Source organism: Sutcliffiella horikoshii, assembly GCF_002157855.1.
GTDB classification, from domain to species: domain Bacteria; phylum Bacillota; class Bacilli; order Bacillales; family Bacillaceae_I; genus Sutcliffiella_A; species Sutcliffiella_A horikoshii_C.
Genome location: NZ_CP020880.1, coordinates 2,075,814 through 2,095,067 on the forward strand (window position 1 = coordinate 2,075,814; position 19,254 = coordinate 2,095,067).

At 38.6% G+C, this 19,254-nt stretch carries 19 protein-coding genes; 15 read left to right on the plus strand and 4 right to left on the minus strand.

Features of this window, described 5'->3' with window-relative positions; genetic code table 11:
- Nucleotides 1–11 precede the first annotated feature (11 nt).
- Nucleotides 12–299, minus strand: coding sequence for a HesB/YadR/YfhF family protein (locus tag B4U37_RS10740; RefSeq protein WP_088020252.1), 288 nt, complete (start codon nt 297–299; stop codon nt 12–14).
- 189 nt (nt 300–488) lie between these two features.
- Nucleotides 489–1,679, minus strand: coding sequence for a CapA family protein (locus B4U37_RS10745; RefSeq protein ID WP_088018209.1), 1,191 nt, complete (start codon nt 1,677–1,679; stop codon nt 489–491).
- A gap of 152 nt (nt 1,680–1,831) precedes the next feature.
- Here B4U37_RS10745 and B4U37_RS10750 point away from each other — a divergent pair, with 152 nt between their 5' ends.
- The 6 genes from B4U37_RS10750 to B4U37_RS10775 all read left to right on the plus strand — a co-directional run bounded on the left by B4U37_RS10750 (nt 1,832) and on the right by B4U37_RS10775 (nt 9,635).
- Nucleotides 1,832–3,610 carry a S9 family peptidase gene (locus tag B4U37_RS10750; protein ID WP_088018210.1) on the plus strand — a complete coding sequence of 593 codons (1,779 nt, stop codon included), beginning with the start codon at nt 1,832–1,834 and terminating at the stop codon, nt 3,608–3,610.
- 208 nt (nt 3,611–3,818) lie between these two features.
- On the plus strand, nt 3,819–6,872 hold the full coding sequence (locus B4U37_RS10755) for an efflux RND transporter permease subunit (RefSeq protein ID WP_088018211.1): 3,054 nt from the start codon (nt 3,819–3,821) through the stop codon (nt 6,870–6,872).
- 101 nt (nt 6,873–6,973) lie between these two features.
- On the plus strand, nt 6,974–7,561 hold the full coding sequence (locus B4U37_RS10760; protein WP_088018212.1) for a GDSL-type esterase/lipase family protein: 588 nt from the start codon (nt 6,974–6,976) through the stop codon (nt 7,559–7,561).
- Nucleotides 7,554–8,231, plus strand: a complete 678-nt coding sequence (locus B4U37_RS10765) for an HAD family hydrolase (protein WP_088018213.1) — start codon at nt 7,554–7,556, stop codon at nt 8,229–8,231. Before B4U37_RS10760 ends, B4U37_RS10765 begins: the two co-directional genes overlap by 8 nt.
- A gap of 1 nt (nt 8,232) precedes the next feature.
- Complete coding sequence (locus B4U37_RS10770) at nt 8,233–9,087, plus strand: DUF2785 domain-containing protein (RefSeq protein WP_157663769.1); 855 nt, start codon at nt 8,233–8,235, stop codon at nt 9,085–9,087.
- Nucleotides 9,088–9,098: 11 nt separating this feature from the next.
- Nucleotides 9,099–9,635 (plus strand): GNAT family N-acetyltransferase, encoded by a 537-nt coding sequence (locus B4U37_RS10775; RefSeq protein ID WP_088018215.1) that lies wholly within the window; start codon nt 9,099–9,101, stop codon nt 9,633–9,635.
- A 38-nt stretch (nt 9,636–9,673) separates the two neighbouring features.
- Here the strand turns inward: B4U37_RS10775 and B4U37_RS10780 are convergent, their stop codons facing one another.
- A complete protein-coding gene (locus B4U37_RS10780) occupies nt 9,674–9,931 on the minus strand; it encodes a hypothetical protein (protein WP_088018216.1) in 258 nt (85 codons plus the stop codon).
- 178 nt (nt 9,932–10,109) lie between these two features.
- Between B4U37_RS10780 and B4U37_RS10785 the strand changes: the two genes are divergently transcribed.
- The 6 genes from B4U37_RS10785 (at nt 10,110) to B4U37_RS10805 (ending at nt 13,269) form a co-directional block, all read left to right on the plus strand.
- On the plus strand, nt 10,110–10,880 hold the full coding sequence (locus B4U37_RS10785; RefSeq protein ID WP_088018217.1) for a sporulation protein: 771 nt from the start codon (nt 10,110–10,112) through the stop codon (nt 10,878–10,880).
- A 125-nt stretch (nt 10,881–11,005) separates the two neighbouring features.
- Complete coding sequence (locus tag B4U37_RS10790; RefSeq protein ID WP_088018218.1) at nt 11,006–11,587, plus strand: histidine phosphatase family protein; 582 nt, start codon at nt 11,006–11,008, stop codon at nt 11,585–11,587.
- A 142-nt stretch (nt 11,588–11,729) separates the two neighbouring features.
- Nucleotides 11,730–12,260 carry a nucleotidyltransferase family protein gene (locus B4U37_RS10795; RefSeq protein WP_088020254.1) on the plus strand — a complete coding sequence of 177 codons (531 nt, stop codon included), beginning with the start codon at nt 11,730–11,732 and terminating at the stop codon, nt 12,258–12,260.
- Complete coding sequence (locus tag B4U37_RS10800) at nt 12,257–12,655, plus strand: VOC family protein (RefSeq protein WP_088018219.1); 399 nt, start codon at nt 12,257–12,259, stop codon at nt 12,653–12,655. Before B4U37_RS10795 ends, B4U37_RS10800 begins: the two co-directional genes overlap by 4 nt.
- 22 nt (nt 12,656–12,677) lie before the next feature.
- Complete coding sequence (locus B4U37_RS22560) at nt 12,678–12,800, plus strand: hypothetical protein (protein WP_280524605.1); 123 nt, start codon at nt 12,678–12,680, stop codon at nt 12,798–12,800.
- Between the two features lies 1 nt (nt 12,801).
- Nucleotides 12,802–13,269 carry an NUDIX domain-containing protein gene (locus B4U37_RS10805; RefSeq protein WP_088018220.1) on the plus strand — a complete coding sequence of 156 codons (468 nt, stop codon included), beginning with the start codon at nt 12,802–12,804 and terminating at the stop codon, nt 13,267–13,269.
- 37 nt (nt 13,270–13,306) lie between these two features.
- On the opposite strand, the gene plsY is transcribed toward B4U37_RS10805, so the two are convergent.
- Entirely contained in the window at nt 13,307–13,912 is a 606-nt protein-coding gene (gene plsY, locus B4U37_RS10810; protein WP_088018221.1) for a glycerol-3-phosphate 1-O-acyltransferase PlsY, read from the minus strand.
- Nucleotides 13,913–14,106: 194 nt separating this feature from the next.
- Here plsY and B4U37_RS10815 point away from each other — a divergent pair, with 194 nt between their 5' ends.
- The 3 genes from B4U37_RS10815 (at nt 14,107) to parC (ending at nt 19,177) form a co-directional block, all read left to right on the plus strand.
- Entirely contained in the window at nt 14,107–14,520 is a 414-nt protein-coding gene (locus tag B4U37_RS10815; protein ID WP_088018222.1) for a CoA-binding protein, read from the plus strand.
- A gap of 232 nt (nt 14,521–14,752) precedes the next feature.
- On the plus strand, nt 14,753–16,729 hold the full coding sequence (gene parE / locus B4U37_RS10820; RefSeq protein WP_187443873.1) for a DNA topoisomerase IV subunit B: 1,977 nt from the start codon (nt 14,753–14,755) through the stop codon (nt 16,727–16,729).
- A gap of 3 nt (nt 16,730–16,732) precedes the next feature.
- Nucleotides 16,733–19,177 carry a DNA topoisomerase IV subunit A gene (gene parC / locus B4U37_RS10825; protein WP_088018223.1) on the plus strand — a complete coding sequence of 815 codons (2,445 nt, stop codon included), beginning with the start codon at nt 16,733–16,735 and terminating at the stop codon, nt 19,175–19,177.
- Nucleotides 19,178–19,254 lie beyond the last annotated feature (77 nt).

Here is a 19,254-nt window from a genome sequence, read left to right on the forward strand (position 1 = left end):
TCTTTTTATGTTCATTCGTAGTCAAATTTAGGTTCGTTCAATTCTTCATCAAACTTAATGTGAAGATCATGACTGTCAAAATACCATGCATCTTTTTCTTCCACAAAGAACGTAATTCCGTCTTTCTCAATGGTCGCAACAGGCTGGTCTGGATCTTCTTTTACAATTCCTAAAGAAAATCCCTTTTGAACCGTACTGCAGCCTCCATAGCGAACTTGGAATTTTAAGCTGTCTCCATTTTCTAGGTGAAGCTCTTTTTTATACCATTCTAGGGCTTGATCTGACAATTGAATATTCATAACAGCAACTCCTTTTGTCTCTTTGATTGTATTACGTTGCCTTGAAAAAAGGAAAGATGCTTTCGCATGAACGCAATATGTATATACAACCTTATTATACCTGAATTCCACGAATGCAACCAAACGAAACCACTTTATGTGAAAATGAAAAGCACCGACCCTTTTTGTTTAGGATCGATGCTTGTGGAATTAGTTATTTATTTGATCTTCTTTTAACCATTGATACATATGCTGCATCATTTCTTCGTTTTTAGCCTCTGCCTGAGAATACCCGTATGATGCAGCATCCTTTAATGGAACCACATGGTATTTAGTAGGATTGACTTGTGAAACATATGTAGGGATAAAATTATCCACTTTAATATCAATTTTGCTCTCTTGTCCATCCACCGTCTTTTCGACATGGAGTTGAAGGATACCACCAATATCTTTATAGTCATCTTTTTGGCCAGACAAGAAATTACCTAATGAATAGACGACAAACATTTTCCCGCCATCCGGCCTGTCCATGAATTTCATTGGCTGCAAAACATGGGGATGATGTCCGATCACAATGTCGACGCCAATTTCAGCCAAGAAGTCTGCAAGTTCTTCCTGTTCAGAGTTTGGAAAAAGGATATATTCCACTCCCCAGTGCATAGCGACTACGACAACATCTGAGTTTTGCTTGGCTTCTTCAACGTCTTTTTTTATTGCCTCACGATCAATCAGGTTTACAAAGAACTCTTTTCCCTCTGGAACGGGAATTCCGTTTGTTCCGTATGTATAAGACAAGAAGGAAAATTCGATTCCGTTTTTTGATATGGTCCGTAATCTTGCTTTATCTTCCTGGCTCTTATACCCACCGACATATTCCATCCCGATAGTTTCATAATGGTTAATGGCATTCATGATCGCCTTTTCCCCACGGTCCAATGTATGGTTGTTAGCGATGCTGACAATATCAACGCCAGCTTCTTGAAGGGCATCGGCAACTTCAAATGGACTGTTAAAGCTAGGGTAATTGGATAATCCTATTTCAGTCCCTCCAATGATGGTCTCTTGATTTGCAATGGAGATATCCGTTTCAAGTAGGTAGGATTTCACCCTGTCTAGCATGGGATTGAAAATATAACTGTTTTCCCCTGTTTTCGCTGCATTATAAACAGTGCTATGAATGAGTAGATCCCCTACAGCAGAAATGGTTGCTTCTGTACGGAAACCCTTTTCTGTTTTTACTTTCTTTGTTGCCTGGTGTAACTTAGCTGGTTTTGCAACAAGCTCTTCCTTGTTTTCACTCCCATTAAAACTGCTGAAGTGTTTAAAGGACAATACAGAAAAAACGGTTCCCAATAGCATAATAATTAAAATTGGGAGAAGATATTTAAATTTTTTATTCATGTAAATAACCCCTTATATCTTTTTCTTCCTCCACCATATAACATAGTTTTCGCAAAATTCATCGTAATATGTCGAATGTTCAAAAAATTAAAGGGTTTTTGTTTTGTTTCTCGAAATAGTATAAGGATACATATAAAAAAGGGGGAAACAATTTGCTTACATTCAAAAAACCTGAAGTGGAACAATTTTTTAAAGTCTTTAATATTGAAGATTTCACATTAAGTCCAGATGAAAAACAGTTAGTATACAGTACGAACCTAACCGGGCATTACAATGTATGGGCAATGGATCTGCCAAATCAGTACCCATATCCGCTGACATTCAATAACCAAAGTTGTCATGGGTTAAAGTACGATCCAAACGGAAAATACATATTAGCAAGCTTTGATAAGGATGGAAATGAGCTGGCACAACTTTATGCCTTGCCTAGCCGAGGCGGGGAATTGCAGGATGTGAGAGTGGATAACGAGCATCGTCATATGAACCCGAGCTTCTCCAAAGACGGACAACGTATATACTATACCAGCACAAAAGATAACCCAACATATTTAAATTGTTTTTGTTACGACTTAGAGACAAAAGAGGAAAAGTTATTGGTAGAGGGGACCGATGCGTCCACATACTTAATAGCCGTATCAGAAAATGAAGAAAGCTTCATTACTCTTAGACATTATGCCAACACTCATACTCAGGCATTTTTACATCAAGGTGAAACAACAACTAAGTTAACGCCGGAAACAGACAGTCAACATACTGTTGACAGTGCCATATTTACTGAATCCAACTCCATATATCTTGTTACTGATTATGAGGATGATAATGGTTACCTCGCGCATTTTGATCTTGAAACGAAGAAGTTTACAAGAGTATCGGATAGTGAGATGCATTTTAATAACATGTATCTAGACAAGTCCGGAAATAAGTTATATCTCGTTTCAGCAAAAGGAGTGGAAGATAAACTCTATACCTATTGCTTGGAGAAAAAAGTTTGGAATGAAGTCGACATACCAGTCTCCATTATTGATAAAGTGGTAATAAGTAAAAGTGGAGCGGTCTATCTACTAGGAAAAACTGCCTCAAAGCCGGCAAATATCTTTAAAAAGCAAAAGGAAGGGTGGATTCCTTTAACGAATAATCGTGTGCCGGCAGTTGCGGATGAAGAGCTTTGTGAACCGGAAATCCACTCTTATCCATCTTTTGATGGACTAGAGATTGAAGCATTATTCTTCAGGGCTAAAGAAGAGGTGTCAAACGGACATGTAATACTTTGGCCGCACGGAGGTCCACAGGCTTCTGAACGAAAGTTTTTCCGCTCTTATTTTCAATTCCTAGTTAATAGAGGATATAGTATTTTTGCTCCGAATTTCCGAGGGTCCTCCAACTATGGATTAACCTATATGAAAATGGTGGAGGGAGACTGGGGACACGGACCTCGTCTGGACAATATACATGGACTTGAATGGATTATACAAAAAGGGTTTGCAGATAGGGATAAGATTTTCTTAATGGGCGGCAGCTATGGTGGATACATGGCGTTACTTCTCCACGGTCGTCATCCAGAATATTTCAAAGCGGTCATTGATATATTTGGTGTCAGTAATCTGTTTTCCTTCATTGACTCTGTGCCAGAACACTGGAAACCGATCATGAAACAATGGGTAGGAGATCCGGTAGAAGATAAAGAACGACTGACAGTGGATTCTCCAATTACTTACCTCGATACCATGACAAAGCCAATGTTAATTATTCAAGGTGCAAACGATCCGCGAGTGGTCAAAAAAGAATCTGATCAGATTGTAGATGCTTTAAAAGAAAAAGGCCGGGATGTAGAATACCTTGTACTTGAAGATGAAGGGCATGGTTTCTCTAAGAAAGAAAATGAAATAAAAGTATTCAGGGCAATCCTGAACTTTTTAGAAAAAAATATTTAAATTATTTTAGGCATTTGCTAAGGATTCGGATTAATTTCCGGGTCCTATTTTTTGTTTAATATGTAATCGAGCTCAAGTCGTACCTCCATCTACGCCTCAAGAAGTATTTTCCAAAAAAGGCTTTTTATTTTATTATATCGAGCATATAATCAATTTTGGGAGTTGGAAATATATTCTTATTTTTGATAATTGAGGGGAGAATTTAGGGATGTCGATGATAGAATTTATTTTGAGAAGGAAAATCGCTGTTGGTCTTTTAGTCGTGTTTGTATTTATGATTGGCTTCTATTCGCTGAACAAACTTGACCAGGAATTAATGCCGCCGATTGCTTTTGATATGACGATTGTACAGGTAGATGCAGGGGAAATGCCTGTATTGGATGTAGAAGATAAAGTAACCAAACCGATTGAACAAATTTTAAGCGGAATAGACGGTGTGGATTCCCACACTTCCGCAACATACGTTGGTAAGTCTTCGATCACAGTTTTGATTGAAGAGGGAAGAGGGGATGAAGTACATAAGAATATTGAGGCTGCAGTGGCCCCTTTATCCACCCAAATCCCTGGAGTTCAGTATATTAATAGCTTTCAAATGACTACAAGGCAGGAATATGAGTTTTATATGGATATTTTTAATGGTGATATGGAGGATATTTCAGCCTTTGCAAAAAATGTGGTAGAACCTAGACTAGAAGCATTGCCAGAAGTAAGAGATGTGAAGTTTGATGGATTAGAAGAGAACGAAGTGGTTATTCAATTTAAGGGAAATGAACTAACGGACGCCGGTGTGGATTCCCAGCAAATCATTCAAACCATTCAACAGTCTAATCTGATTACTTCATTCGGGGAACTATCGGAGGAAGTAAACGAGCCGACTTTAAGATGGAATACTTCATTAATCAATGTCGAGGATATTAAGGAGATTTTAGTACCTACCTCATCTGGTGTAAAAGAACTTAGTGAGCTAGCTGACGTTGAATTAAAGGTACGTGAAACTTCATCGGGTGTTTGGAAGGACGGTAGCCAGGATGTCGTAATGGTTCAGATTGGCCGAGTTTCTGAGGTTACGCAAATTGAAATGGCCGAAGCGGTCCGTGCAGAAGTGGAGAAAATACGAGAAGAAGGACTTATTTCCGGATTTGAGTTTGAAGAAATAGTAGCGCAGGCTGATTATGTCAGCGAAGCGGTAAATGGTGTTTCAAGCAACATTCTTATAGGTGGATTACTGGCCATTGTGGTGCTATTCCTGTTCCTTCGAAATGTTAGAGCAACCATGATCATCGGAATCTCCATCCCACTATCCATTCTCCTTACGTTTGCAAGTATGTGGATATTGGAATACAGCCTTAATATGCTGAGTTTAATTGCACTTGGGTTAGGAATTGGAATGATGGTGGATGCTTCTATCGTTATTTTAGAATCCATTTATCGTAAAAAAGAACAAGGTTTAAATAATCGGGAAGCTGTATTAATTGGTGTTAAAGAAGTTGCTTCTGCGGTATTTGCCTCCATGCTGACTACCATCGTAGTGTTTTTACCTATCGGTTTGTTAGGTGGAGAAGCAGGCAAATTCATGATTATTCTATCCGTTGTGGTCATTGTGACACTCGTAAGTTCAGTCGTGGTTTCTTTTACTCTAATCCCATCCCTTTCTGAGAATTTCTTGAAATTGACGAAAAGTCAACAGAATAAAAAAGAGAGTAAAATTATCCTGTCCTATGGTAGGTTCATTAAATGGCTCACGGATAAAAAACGCAGACGTTACGGTGTCATCTTCCTGTTCTTCCTAATGTTCGTTGGTTCTCTGGCTTTAGTTACAAAAGTGCCGATGACCATCATGCCTGACATGTATAATCGTTATTCAGAAATAATGGTAACACTTGATAAAGGTGTTACACCAGATCAGAAAAATGAAATTGCTGAAGCAATACATTCCAAGCTCGTTGAAATCCCAGATGTGAAGGAAGGTTTTGTACTGGATCAAATTGAATTTATGTTTGTCTTGATCAATATGACTCCAGAAGAAGAAGCTACCTTAGAGCAAAAAGAAGTAAACGAACAGATTCTTAAGGGCTTGCTTGAACTAAAAGAAGATTATCCTGTTATGGATGTTACTTCCGTCATGAGCGCTGGAGCCAGTTATCCTGTTCAAATTGAGTTAAGTGGCGATGAACTGGATGGATTGACTTCGTTATCCTCTGATCTGGTAAAAGACTTAAACGGAATTGATGGGATCATCGGTACGACTACATCCCTTGGAACATTGATGGATGAGGAACTAATTGTACTAAACGACGCAGCAATGAATAAGGATGGAATTACTCCGTTGCAAATTCTAGGTCAATTAAACAATTTAACTTCTTCTGTTCCAATCGGTTCTTTGCAAGATGAAGGCGTAACACCAATCCTAGTTGCCCCAGATGAAGTAATCACAAACAAAAATCAGATATTAGAGCTTGAAGTGACAACACAAGACGGACTAAAGGACCTCTCTAATTATGTGACGTTTGAACAGGTGAAAGCGCCTGGCCAAATTGATCATAAAGACGGGGAGCGGGTTGTTAAAGTTCTTGCGAATATTGAGAATCGTGATTTAGGTTCTGTAAACAGAGATGTGCAAGAGATAGTAGAGAATTTTGATATACCAGATGGCTACACTATCACGGTTGGAGGAAGTCTTGAACAGCAACAGGAAGCGATACAGGATATGTTAGTTATCTTAGCCATCGCCATCTTCTTGGTATACGTTGTGATGGCCGTTCAATTCAACCATTTGCTCCATCCGATTATTGTTATGACCATTATTCCAATGACTTTTACGGGTGTTATTTTAGGATTACTGTTAACCCAGCGTGAATTGAGTATTATGTCAGGTATGGGTGTCATTATGTTGATTGGGATTGTACTGAATAATGCTATCCTTTTGATTGACCGAGCTAAACAGCTGAGAGCAGAAAACTATGGTGTAGGGGAAGCAATGGTAGAAGCGGGTATGAATCGGATACGTCCAATTTTCATGACTACATTGACAACGGTGGGTGGAATGTTGCCTCTTGCTATTTCAACAGGAGCCGCCAGCAACTACCAGGCGCCTTTGGCCACAGTTATCATCGCAGGACTATTGTTCTCTACTCTAATAACACTAGTGCTGATTCCTTCTGTCTATATGCTTTTCCATGATCTTGGAATAGGTATTCGTAAAGTGTTCAAACGAAAAAGAAACAACGGAACTGAGATTTCATCAGCTGAAAAAGCAGGTTAACGATAAGCAAGCATCCATTATCTTAGTGATATTGGATGCTTGTTTCTATTATATGGTAACATATAAACTATTAATAAATACTTAAGGTGGGATCCACACATATGAAGACACTGGTCTGTTTTGGTGATAGTTTGACAGCAAGGCATGAAGGAAAAGAAAACCCTCAACTTACGGAAAAACTTTCCCTCCAACTCCCAACATACAGAGTTGTCAACGCAGGGGTATCTGCTAATACCACAAAGGACGCATTAAAAAGAATGGAAAAGGATGTTTTAGCTCATCACCCCTATTTCGTAACTGTATTATTTGGGTCGAATGATGCTGCAGTTCATAAGAAGGTTGCTCTTAACACCTATAAAGAGAACTTGTTAAAGATTACCCAACTAATTGGACCGGATAAAACGATACTCATCACCCCGCCTCCAGTGAATGAATCATTACAACCTAACAGGAAAAATATCGAACTGGCTAAATATGCAGATGCAGTTAAGCGTGTTTCAGAGGAAACAGGCAGCTATTTGATTGACTTCTACACAGAATTGTACTCTAAACCTCATTATAAAGAGCTCTTAGTCGGCATATTAAATGATGGGTTGCATTTTGGTGAAGCTGGATATGACATACTGGCAAATTTAATTACTGAAGAGATAATTGAAATAGAATCAAACAAAGAGCAGAAATTTGATTAGGGCGGTAATATTTGACCTTGACGGCACGCTTTTGGATAGAGATGTTTCGTTAAAGAAGTTCGTTGAAGATCAATATGAAAGGTACAATCAAGCTTTCTCCCACATACACAAAAATACCTATATTGATAGATTTATCGAACTCGATGCACGCGGGTATGTCTGGAAAGATAAAGTATATCGACAACTTATAGATGAATTTCTAATTAATGCTCATACTTGGGATGAACTGTTAGATGATTATATTCATCACTTTCCATTCCACTGCACACCATTTAATAATGTAGAAAGCACACTTAAGCGACTTTCTGAAGACAACCTTTCATTAGGAATGATAACGAACGGTTTTGAAGTTTTCCAAATGAACAATCTAAAAGCATTGGGGATCGACCACTTTTTTCATTCCATTCTCGTGTCGGAGCGGGAAGGAATAAAGAAACCTAATCCTGAAATTTTCCGCAGAGCTGCAGAACGTCTGCAAGTATCCTTGAAGGAATGCCTTTTTGTTGGAGATCATCCTGAGAATGATGTGAAAGCTGCAAAGGGTGTTTGCATGACTACAGTTTGGAAAAAAGATACCTATTGGGATGAAGTGGATGCAGACTTTATTATAGAAGATCTCCGTTGTTTGCCTACTATTGTCAAATTCATAAATGAGAAGGAAGGCAGATAACATGGTTTATGACGTAGAAACCCTCAAACACGAGCTTTTAAAAATTGAGGATAAAAAGATACTAGAAGATAAAACGTATGTTGACAAATTAATAAATTCCATGATGAAGCACATCGGCTCAACAGACCCCATTCTTCGTGATAATTTAATTTACACAAACTTTGCAAAATTTATTAATGGTGGTGTAATCCCGCAGAGCAAGATTCTTAATATGTTAGAAATATGTTTGGATGAGGAGCATCTATTTTATAAAATTGGGGAAGAAAAGACGGACTCTGTATTTACACGCTCCTTTTCTTCTTTAGTTGTTGCTCTCATTTTAGCCAATGACGATGGAACACTTATTGATGCAAAGAGATTGGTAGAAATACAGGCAGCTATCTTAAAGTATTTAGATAAAGAAAGGGATACCCGCGGTTTCGTAGGAAATAAGGGGTGGGCGCACAGTATTGCACATGCAGCAGATATGTTGACTGCTTTGGTAAGTCACGCGCATTTTCGTATCAATCTACTTTCTGATGGGCTTAAAGCAATAGAAACATGCCTTTTAAAGGATGTAGTGTACCAAGATGAGGAAGAAGAGAGGCTTATTTTTGCTGTAGAAGCCCTTCTAGATAAAGGAATAGAAAAACAAATGCTTATTAATTGGATAAAAGGCCTCTCATCTAATTTGAATAAGGAACAGGAAAAGCACGGACAAACACTATCTTTTTACCGAAGTAAAATTAACGTGACCAATTTCATGAAGAGCCTTTATTTCCGATTGAGGCTTATGAATCCTGAGGACAAGGAACTGCTAGTGTGTCTAGAATATGAAATTCATTACTGGTTCAGAAAAACTTATGGTCAAGGGTAGGTGGTGTTATATTGATTTATCAAAAAGAAGAATTACTTATAAGGAAACTTCAACAAGGCGAGGACGAAAAACATTTATTAAAATGGTTGTCTGAACCAAAAGTGTTGGAATTCTATGAAGGGCGAGATATAACGTTTAATTTTGAAGATATCAAAAGGAAATTCTTTAATAGAAACGATGAAATATTTCGGTGTATGGTCATCTATCAAGGGAAAAGCATTGGTTATATTCAATATTATCCAATCAATAAAGCTACTAGCACACTAGCAGAATACTTTGAGATGGAGGGGGTTTATGGCTTAGATCAGTTTATAGGGGATTCCGACTACTGGAACAAAGGAATAGGAACGCTGCTCATTTCATCTATGGTTAATTACCTATTAACACAAAGAGGGGTCAACCGGCTAGTAATGGATCCAATGATATCCAACGGAAGGGGCATCAAATGTTATAAAAAATGTGGTTTTAAAAAGATAAAAGTGTTAGGTGAACATATTTTACATGAAGGAAAATATAGAGATTGTTGGTTGATGGAGTACACTACGTAAATGTACAAAAAACAACCTCTATTAACAAAATAATAATCCTAGATTGCTATAGCTTTAAAAGTAATTGCGAGATAGAAAATGACAGGTAGAAGTGTTACTATTACCCCCATTGTCTTGAACTTATTTTTAAATTGTAAAGTTAATCCGATAACCCATATGCCAAGTATAAGCAAATACCAGAGATTGTATTGTGAAGTTTCTGTCTCTGACAAACCTGGTCCTGCTAACCATAAGGTGAGTAATAAAACAAATAAACCAGTCACTACATTCCAAGCCAGTAGCATATATCTTTTCAAAATCGTGGCCTCCTTATATACAAATAAGATATCTTTAGTGTAATTTTACACGATAAAGGTAGAGGATGCACATACTTTATTCTGAAAATTAAATTATTTTTTATTTTGAAACCTAATCTTAATTTTAATCGTATTATTATTGATTAATAAACTTTTCATGTTGAATGGGGGAGAAGGGATGTCTTTTTTTAACAAGGCATTGGCTAGTGTAGGAATTGGCGCTGCGAAAGTAGATACTAAATTGGTTGAATCAAGTTTTGTATCTGGAGAGGAAATACGCGGTATTGTAGAAATCACCGGTGGTTCTGTGGAACAGCAAATTGATGAAATTTACTTAACTTTATTAACAAATTATATTAAAGAATCGAATGATACAAAGGTCCATAAACAAGCAGTCTTAGAAAAAAAGAAAATCGTGGATCCGTTTGTGATTGGTGTGAATGAAACGAAGGAAATTCCTTTTACAATAACCCTTCCACATGATACGCCTGTAAGCATGGGCAACACAAAAGTTTGGTTGCAAACAGGATTGGATATAAAAAATGCAGTAGATCCTTCTGATAAAGATGTTGTCCAAGTAAAACCCTCTCCACTCATTTCGACCATCTTAAGTGCTGCGGAGCAATTAGGTTTTCGCTTAAGAAAAGTGGAATGTGAAGCGGCGCCATATAGATGGAAAAATCACTTTCCGTTCATTCAGGAGTTCGAGTTTGTTCCAACGTCTGGTCCATTCAGAGGGAAGCTGGATGAAATCGAAATGATCTTTTCCAACAATAATGGAAGTTCCGTAGAATTGATTCTACAAGTAGATCGTAAGGTTAGAGGTCTTGGTAGTTTTCTATCAGAAGCATTGGAAATGGATGAGACGTTTATCAAATTGCGTGTAACGAATCAAGACCTCCCTGGGTTTAAACAACAATTAGAAAGTACCATTCGCCGCTATTGCTAATAATATGTTCTTAACAAGAACACCATTTCCTAGGGTGTTCTTTCTTATGTGAAAAAAGTTGTTATTTCAAAAGATATAAATTAAACTAAAAATTCATTCAATTTATTTTAAAGGAGCGTGTTGTAATGACAAAACTAGGATTTATCCGTCACGGAAGTACGGCCTGGAATAAGGAGAAAAGAGCACAAGGGAGTTCAAATATTCCACTTGATCAAGATGGTATTAGGGATGCAGAAAGTTTAGCAAACAGAATAAAAAATGAAGATTGGGATGTTATTTACTCTAGTGATCTATTAAGAGCCATGCAAACTGCTGAAATCGTGGCAAGGAGTCTACAAGTCGATGAGGTGTTCTTAGACTCTAGACTTCAAGAAGTGAACGGTGGTCAAATTGAAGGCACAACAGAACCTGAACGAATTGAAAAATGGGGAGAAAATTGGCGTGATCTGGACTTGGGAATAGAATCAAAGGAAATGGTAGTAAAACGGGCCCTTTCGTTCATTGAAGAGGTAACTCAAAAACATAAAGACCAGAATGTACTAGTAGTTAGTCACGGGTCCTATATAAGACATGTTTTAGGTGAATTGGTGAAAGACCTTAAGATGGAAAATCATCTTGAGAATACCTCTGTTTCTACTGTCAAAGTTCGTGAAGGACTGTGGGAATGCGAATTATATAATTGTACGAAGCATCTTGGGGGCAAGTAGGAAACATCTGATTGGAAAGTCTTGCTAAAATAGTGCTTTCTTTTGTATAATAAGAATATATGTTCGCACGCCGTAAAAGGAGGCATTTTTCTTGTTGCAAACTGAAAAAGATGTGCTGAATCTCATTGAATCAGATGAATGGATGATGGATATTTTGAGAGCGGCAAAATCTCTTAATCTCCCTGATTGGTGGGTATGTGCTGGATTTGTCAGAACAAAAGTCTGGGATACATTACACGGTCATGATTGTAGAACTCCTTTACCTGATATTGATGTTATTTATTTTGATAAAAATGATGTAAGTGAGGAAAAGGACAAGCAACATGAAAAAAGACTGCTAGAACTATGTCCGGTGGAACCATGGTCCGTTAAAAACCAGGCAAGGATGCATGTCATTAATAATTTACCGCCATATACTAATTCCACAGAAGCAATGTCTAAATTTCCAGAAACGGCTACGGCAATAGGAGTTAAATTAAACCAAGACAATCAATTACAATTAGCCGCTCCTTGCGGAATTCAAGACCTTATAAGTTTAAAAGTGAAGCCAACATCTCCCTATAAAAAAACAGCAGAACATGCCAGGATTTATGAAAATCGCTTGAAACAGAAAAATTGGCAGGCATTATGGCCGAATATCACTATTTTACATGTGGAAGGTGTAAATTCATGACAGGACTACTTCATCATATAGAATTATATGTGTCGGACCTGAAGAAAACGAAAGAATTCTGGGGATGGCTGCTCGAAGAACTGGGATATGAACCCTATCAAGAGTGGAAAAGTGGACAGAGTTGGAAAATAGAAAATACATATATTGTTTTTGTTCAAACGGAAGAAAGGTTTCTCGATGTTCCCTATCATCGATGCAGAGTAGGCCTTAATCATATTGCTTTCCATGCCTCGTCACGGGATCATGTGGACAGCTTAACAGAAAAACTGAAAGCTCGTGGAGTAAATATGTTATATAAGGACAAACATCCATATGCTGGCGGAGAAAACTATTATGCGGCATTTTTTGAAGACCCTGACCGTATCAAAGTAGAGCTTGTGGCTCCTTCAATATAATGATTCAAACGGAGGTAAACAGATGTTCAATACTGTATTACTAATAGGTATTGCTATTGGGGTAGGAACCATCATTTCCTACCTCGGACAATTGGTTAATCAAAATAAGAGAATCATAGAATTGTTGGAGAAAAAGGATAGATGAGATGACTAAGATCAGCATGTATACGATGTGTCTTGTAGTGGATGGAGATAAAGTTCTCTTAATTAATAGGCCAACAGATAAAGGATTTCCGGGCTTTATTGGCCCAGGTGGAAAAGTGGATTTTCCAGAAAGTTTAACAGAAGGCGCTATTCGAGAAGTCCATGAAGAAACCGGCTTACAGGTAAGTAACTTAATCTATAAGGGTCTAGATGAATATGTAAATGAGTTGGAAGATGAAAGATATATGGTATTCAACTATCTAACATATACATATATCGGAGAACTCTTAACTTCTCCACCAGAGGGAGAATTAAAATGGGTAGCAATATCTGAGGCCCTAGATTTACCTATGCAAGACTGGTTTAAAGAAAGATTCCCTCTATTCTTTGAAGAAGGGACTTTTGAAAAGCATGTAGTATGGGACGGAAAAGTTAAAAAAGCGGTAAAAGAAGTGATAACAAAGCATTGATAGTAATGAAAAAAGCATCCGAGAAAAACTCGAATGCTTAAGATACCTTCTTCTTTTTTAAATTTAACCATGTTATCTTAGGCTCTGTTCTCTTGATAATTCTACCGATATTTGCCCGATGTTTAAAAATGACAAATGCAGTAAGCACTGACACAGCTATAATAAGTGGTAGATCTCCAAATGCAATGCTGTAAATGGTGGTTACCACTCCGGTCAGCATAGAAGATAGAGATACATATTTCGTTAAAAACAAGAAAAGAAAAAAGCAGAATAACATTAAACCGAACAGAAGCGGACTGGCGAACAATAGAACTCCACCAGAGGTTGCAACTGCTTTTCCACCTCGGAATTTTGCAAATACCGGATAAACATGTCCGACAACGGCACAGGCACCAGCAAGAAGTGGATGAATATCAGCTCCAAGTAAGAAAGGCAGGGAGGCTGCCAGAGTTCCTTTTAATATATCGCAAATTGTTACAATCATTCCGGCCTTGACACCCAATGTACGGAATGTGTTGGTACCGCCTAAGTTCCCGCTTCCGTGTTCACGGATGTCGATTCCATAGCCTACTTTTCCCACTACAAGTGCGAAAGGAATGGAACCGATGAGATATGCAAGTATAATAATTAGTAGTTCAGTCATTCATTAAACCCCTTTATGTAATAATCCCTATCTTTAATATATGTTAAATTTAACAGGAAGCAAAGGGTTTATTGCAAGTTATCGCGAATTTTTTATGAGTAAGTACTAATATCAGGTTGTTATAAGTTGTTAAAACTAGACTAAACGGGTATAACAGTAAGAATTAACTTTTTAAAAAGGAAGGGGATAAAAATATGAATATTGAAATTCCTAGCAGAGAAGAGATCGGAAAGATATTGAAAAAGAGCAAGCGGATTGCTGTAGTCGGATTATCTGATAACCCTGCGCGTACATCTTATATGGTTTCAAAAGCAATGCAAGATGCAGGATATGAGATTATTCCAGTTAATCCTACTGTAGATGAAGTTCTTGGTGTGAAGGCTGTTCCAACATTAAAAGAAGTAGAAGGTCATATCGATATCGTAAATGTATTCCGTCGTTCTGAGCATTTATTTGGAGTTGCAGAAGAGTTCTTACAAATAGATGCAGACGTTTATTGGGCTCAACTCGGACTTGCAGATGAAAAAACTTATGAATTGTTGAAAGAAAAGGGCTATACTGTCATTATGGATCGATGCATTAAAGTGGAACACGCTTTAACAAAATAGGTCAGACTCGTCCTTGTTTTTATAAGAAAACAAGGATTTTTATTCATTTTATGACAATTTACGCCAGATTATATTGGCTAAAGTGTAAGAACCCTATACAATAGAACATAGACAAGTTTCAAATGTATGATAATATATAAACGAATATTTGTTGTGAACAAACAACGAATCCGTGTAGATAAAAGGAAATTCATACATAACATGATTTATTGGTAGTAGTAGTGAAAGGGGTATGTTTTTGTTGGCAAAAAATACGTTTGAATATAACGATGATGCGATACAGGTATTAGAAGGTCTCGAGGCTGTACGTAAACGTCCGGGTATGTATATTGGAAGTACGGACAGCAGAGGTCTTCATCACCTTGTATACGAAATCCTTGATAATTCCGTCGATGAAGCACTAGGCGGATACGGGGATCATATCATTGTGACGATACACAAAGATAACAGCATAAGCGTAAAGGATAAAGGCCGAGGTATGCCTACCGGAATGCATAAAATGGGAAAACCTACCCCCGAAGTAATTTTGACGGTATTACATGCAGGTGGAAAGTTTGGTCAAGGCGGATACAAAACGAGTGGAGGACTACATGGTGTAGGTGCATCCGTCGTAAATGCTTTATCCGAATGGTTGACGGTAACGATCAAGCGAGACGGTATTGTGTACGAGCAGCGTTTTGAAAATGGTGGGAAGCCAGTCACAACGCTAGAAAAGATTGGTACAACCAATCAAACAGGTACAACCATTCATTTTAAACCGGACACAACCATCTTTAGCACCACAACGTATAATTTTGAGACATTATGTGAGCGTCTACGTGAATCTGCCTTTTTATTAAAAGGTTTAAAAATAGAGCTGAATGATGAAAGGAATTCTGTTAAAGAGGTATTTCATTATGAGAGCGGCATTGAAGCATTTGTCACTTACCTTAATGAGGAGAAGGATTCGCTTCACAATGTCGTTTCCTTTGAAGGTGCCCAAAACGGGATTGAAATTGATTTTGCTTTTCAATTTAATGACGGGTATTCTGAAACCATTTTATCTTTTGTTAACAATGTTAGAACGAAAGATGGAGGTACACACGAAGCTGGTGCAAAAACGGCAATGACCCGTATTTTTAACGAATACGCAAGAAAAGTGAATCTTCTAAAGGAAAAAGATAAAAATTTGGATGGTTCTGATATTCGTGAAGGATTATCTGCAATTATTTCCGTTCGTATTCCAGAGGAACTCTTGCAGTTTGAAGGACAGACAAAAGGAAAACTTGGAACAAGTGAAGCCCGTTCTGCGGTAGATAGCGTGGTATCAGAACATCTCGCCTACTTCCTCGAGGAAAATCCGGAAACTAGTTCCATGCTCGTTAAAAAGTCCATTAAGGCTTTCCAAGCAAGAGAAGCGGCTAGAAAAGCAAGAGAAGATGCACGGAGCGGGAAAAAGAGAAAACGATCTGATGCGATGCTTAGTGGGAAATTGACTCCAGCACAATCCCGTAACCCTCAGAAAAATGAAATTTACCTGGTGGAGGGTGACTCTGCAGGTGGTTCCGCTAAACAAGGGCGTGATCGCCGTTTCCAAGCAGTTTTGCCACTACGAGGAAAAGTCATTAACACGGAAAAAGCAAAACTTGCAGATATCTTTAAAAATGAAGAGATCAATACGATTATCCATGCAATAGGCGGTGGAGTCGGACCGGACTTTTCAGTGGAAGACATTAACTACGATAAAGTGGTTATCATGACCGATGCCGATACAGATGGTGCACATATTCAAGTATTGCTATTGACCTTCTTTTATCGTTACATGAAGCCACTTATTGAAGCTGGTAAAGTGTTTATCGCACTTCCACCTCTTTACAAAGTAAGTAAAGGGACCGGGAAGAAAGAAGTATTAGAATACGCTTGGTCTGATGAAGAACTGAAGGGTGCCATCCAAAAGATTGGCCGTGGTTACACTATTCAGCGTTATAAAGGACTTGGAGAAATGAACGCAGATCAATTGTGGGAAACAACCATGAACCCGGATACTCGTACCCTAATACGCGTAAGAATCGACGATGCAGCCCGTGCTGAGCGTCGTGTAACCACACTAATGGGTGACAAAGTGGAACCAAGACGTAAATGGATTGAAAGCCATGTTGCTTTTGGATTGGAAGAAGATCCAAATATTTTAGAAAATGATAACTTGTTGGTCGCAACTGAGGAGGTATAACAGATGACACAGACAGAGAAATTTCACGACCTACCCCTAGAGGAAGTTTTAGGCGACCGATTTGGACGTTATAGTAAATACATCATCCAGGAGCGTGCATTACCAGATGCACGTGATGGACTTAAACCAGTACAAAGACGAATTTTATATGCCATGTACGCAGAAGGAAATGTGCATGATAAACCGTTCCGTAAATCTGCTAAAACAGTAGGTAACGTAATCGGTAACTATCATCCACATGGTGATTCGTCTGTATACGATGCAATGGTTCGTATGAGTCAGGACTGGAAGGTACGTAATATGCTTATCGAGATGCATGGTAACAACGGTAGCATTGATGGCGACCCTCCAGCGGCCATGCGTTATACGGAAGCAAGATTATCACCAATTGCTTCCGAGCTTTTACGTGATCTTGATAAAAAAACCGTAGAATTTATTCCTAACTTTGATGATACTTCCCAGGAACCGGTTGTTCTGCCTGCTATGTATCCAAATCTATTAGTGAATGGTTCAACAGGAATATCTGCAGGATATGCAACGGACATCCCTCCGCATCACCTTGGAGAAGTCATTGATGCAACCATCATGCGCATCGATAACCCTTCAGTGACAGTAGATGAGCTAATGACAGTGGTCAAAGGACCAGATTTCCCTACTGGCGGTATCATTCAAGGAGTAGAAGGAATCAAGAAAGCTTACGAAACTGGAAAAGGCAAGATCATCGTGCGAGGGTTAGCTGAAGTGGAAGATATCCGCGGCGGGAAGCAACAGATTGTTATCACAGAGGTTCCATATGAAGTAAACAAAGCAAATCTCGTTAAAAAAATTGATGAACTGCGCTATGACAAAAAGGTGGATGGTATTTCAGAGGTACGTGATGAAACCGACCGTACAGGACTGCGAGTTGTAATCGAACTGAAAAAAGAAGCAGATGCAAATGGAATTTTAAATTACCTTTATAAAAATACCGATCTGCAAATCACATTCAACTTCAACATGGTTGCCATCTATAAAAAACGTCCAACATTAATGGGATTGCCTCACTTTTTAGATGCGTACATAGATCACCAAAAAGAAGTGATTTCAAATCGTTCACGTTTTGAGTTGAACAGAGCAAAAGAACGCCAGCATGTTGTAGAAGGCTTAATGAAAGCACTCTCTATCTTAGACGAAGTAATTGCTACAATCCGTGCTTCCAAAGATAAACGCGACGCGAAAGATAACTTGATTGCCAAGTTCACTTTTACAGAGCCGCAAGCGGAAGCCATCGTTTCCTTGCAGTTATACCGTTTAACTAACACAGATATCACGGCATTGCAGGCTGAAGCGGATGAACTTGCTAAGAAAGTTGCTGAATTAGAAGCAATTCTAGCAAGCGAGAAAAAGCTGTTTTCTGTCATAAAGTCAGATTTAAAACGTGTAAAGAAACTCTATACAAATGATCGCCGTTCTAAAATCCAAGATCAAATCGAAGAGATTAAGATCAACTTGGAAGTAATGATTCCTTCAGAAGACGTCATCGTTACCGTTACAAAAGACGGTTACGTCAAGCGTACAAGCTTACGTTCTTTCTCTGCTTCAAATGGTCAGGATTTCGGTATGAAAGAAACCGATAGAATCATCTCTAAGTTGGACATTAATACAACTCAAACGTTGCTATTGTTCACGAACAAAGGGAATTATCTGTACTTACCAGTCCATGAACTCCCTGATATCCGCTGGAAGGACATGGGCCAGCACGTTGCAAACATAGTTCCAATAGACCGAGATGAGTCAATTATAAAAGCAATACCTGTCAGCAATTTCGAGGACCCTAACTTCTTGTTGTTCGTAACGCGCAACGGAATGGTCAAGAAGACGGAATTGAGTGCATACAAAGCACAACGCTACTCCAAACCATTAATGGCTGTTAACCTTAAAGGTGATGACCAGGTAGTCGATGTTCATCTCACAGACGGCGCTCAGGATATCTTCTTGGCGACGAGAAGTGGATATGGTCTTTGGTTTACCGAAGATGACATTAATGTCGTCGGTGCCCGTGCAGCTGGGGTGAAGGGCATAAACTTGAAAGATAGTGATTATGTTGTGAGCGGCTTAGTATTTGAGAAAGAATCAAAGGCTATGTTGTTCATCGCCACCCATCGCGGTGCCGTGAAAAAATTAAAAATTACTGAGTTTGATAAGGCCACTCGTGCTAAACGCGGGCTTGTTATGCTTCGCGAAGTGAAAAATAATCCACATCAGATTGCAGCAGTCGAACTTGTGGAGCCTTCAAGTTTCATATATGTTCAAACAGAAAAAGGTACGGTGGAGAAACTAGCAGCCGCATCTTACCGTAACAATGACCGCTATTCCAACGGATCCTTCGTCCTGGACCAACAGGAAGCAGGAGATGTAGTGGAAATGTGGGTGGAGACGGAAATGGAAGTAGAAGGTAAGGAAAAATAGAATTTGCACCGCTTTTCTGCGTGAGGTTTTTGCGTGGAGGGGCGGTTTTTGTGTTCTTTTGGGGAGGATAGGCTTTT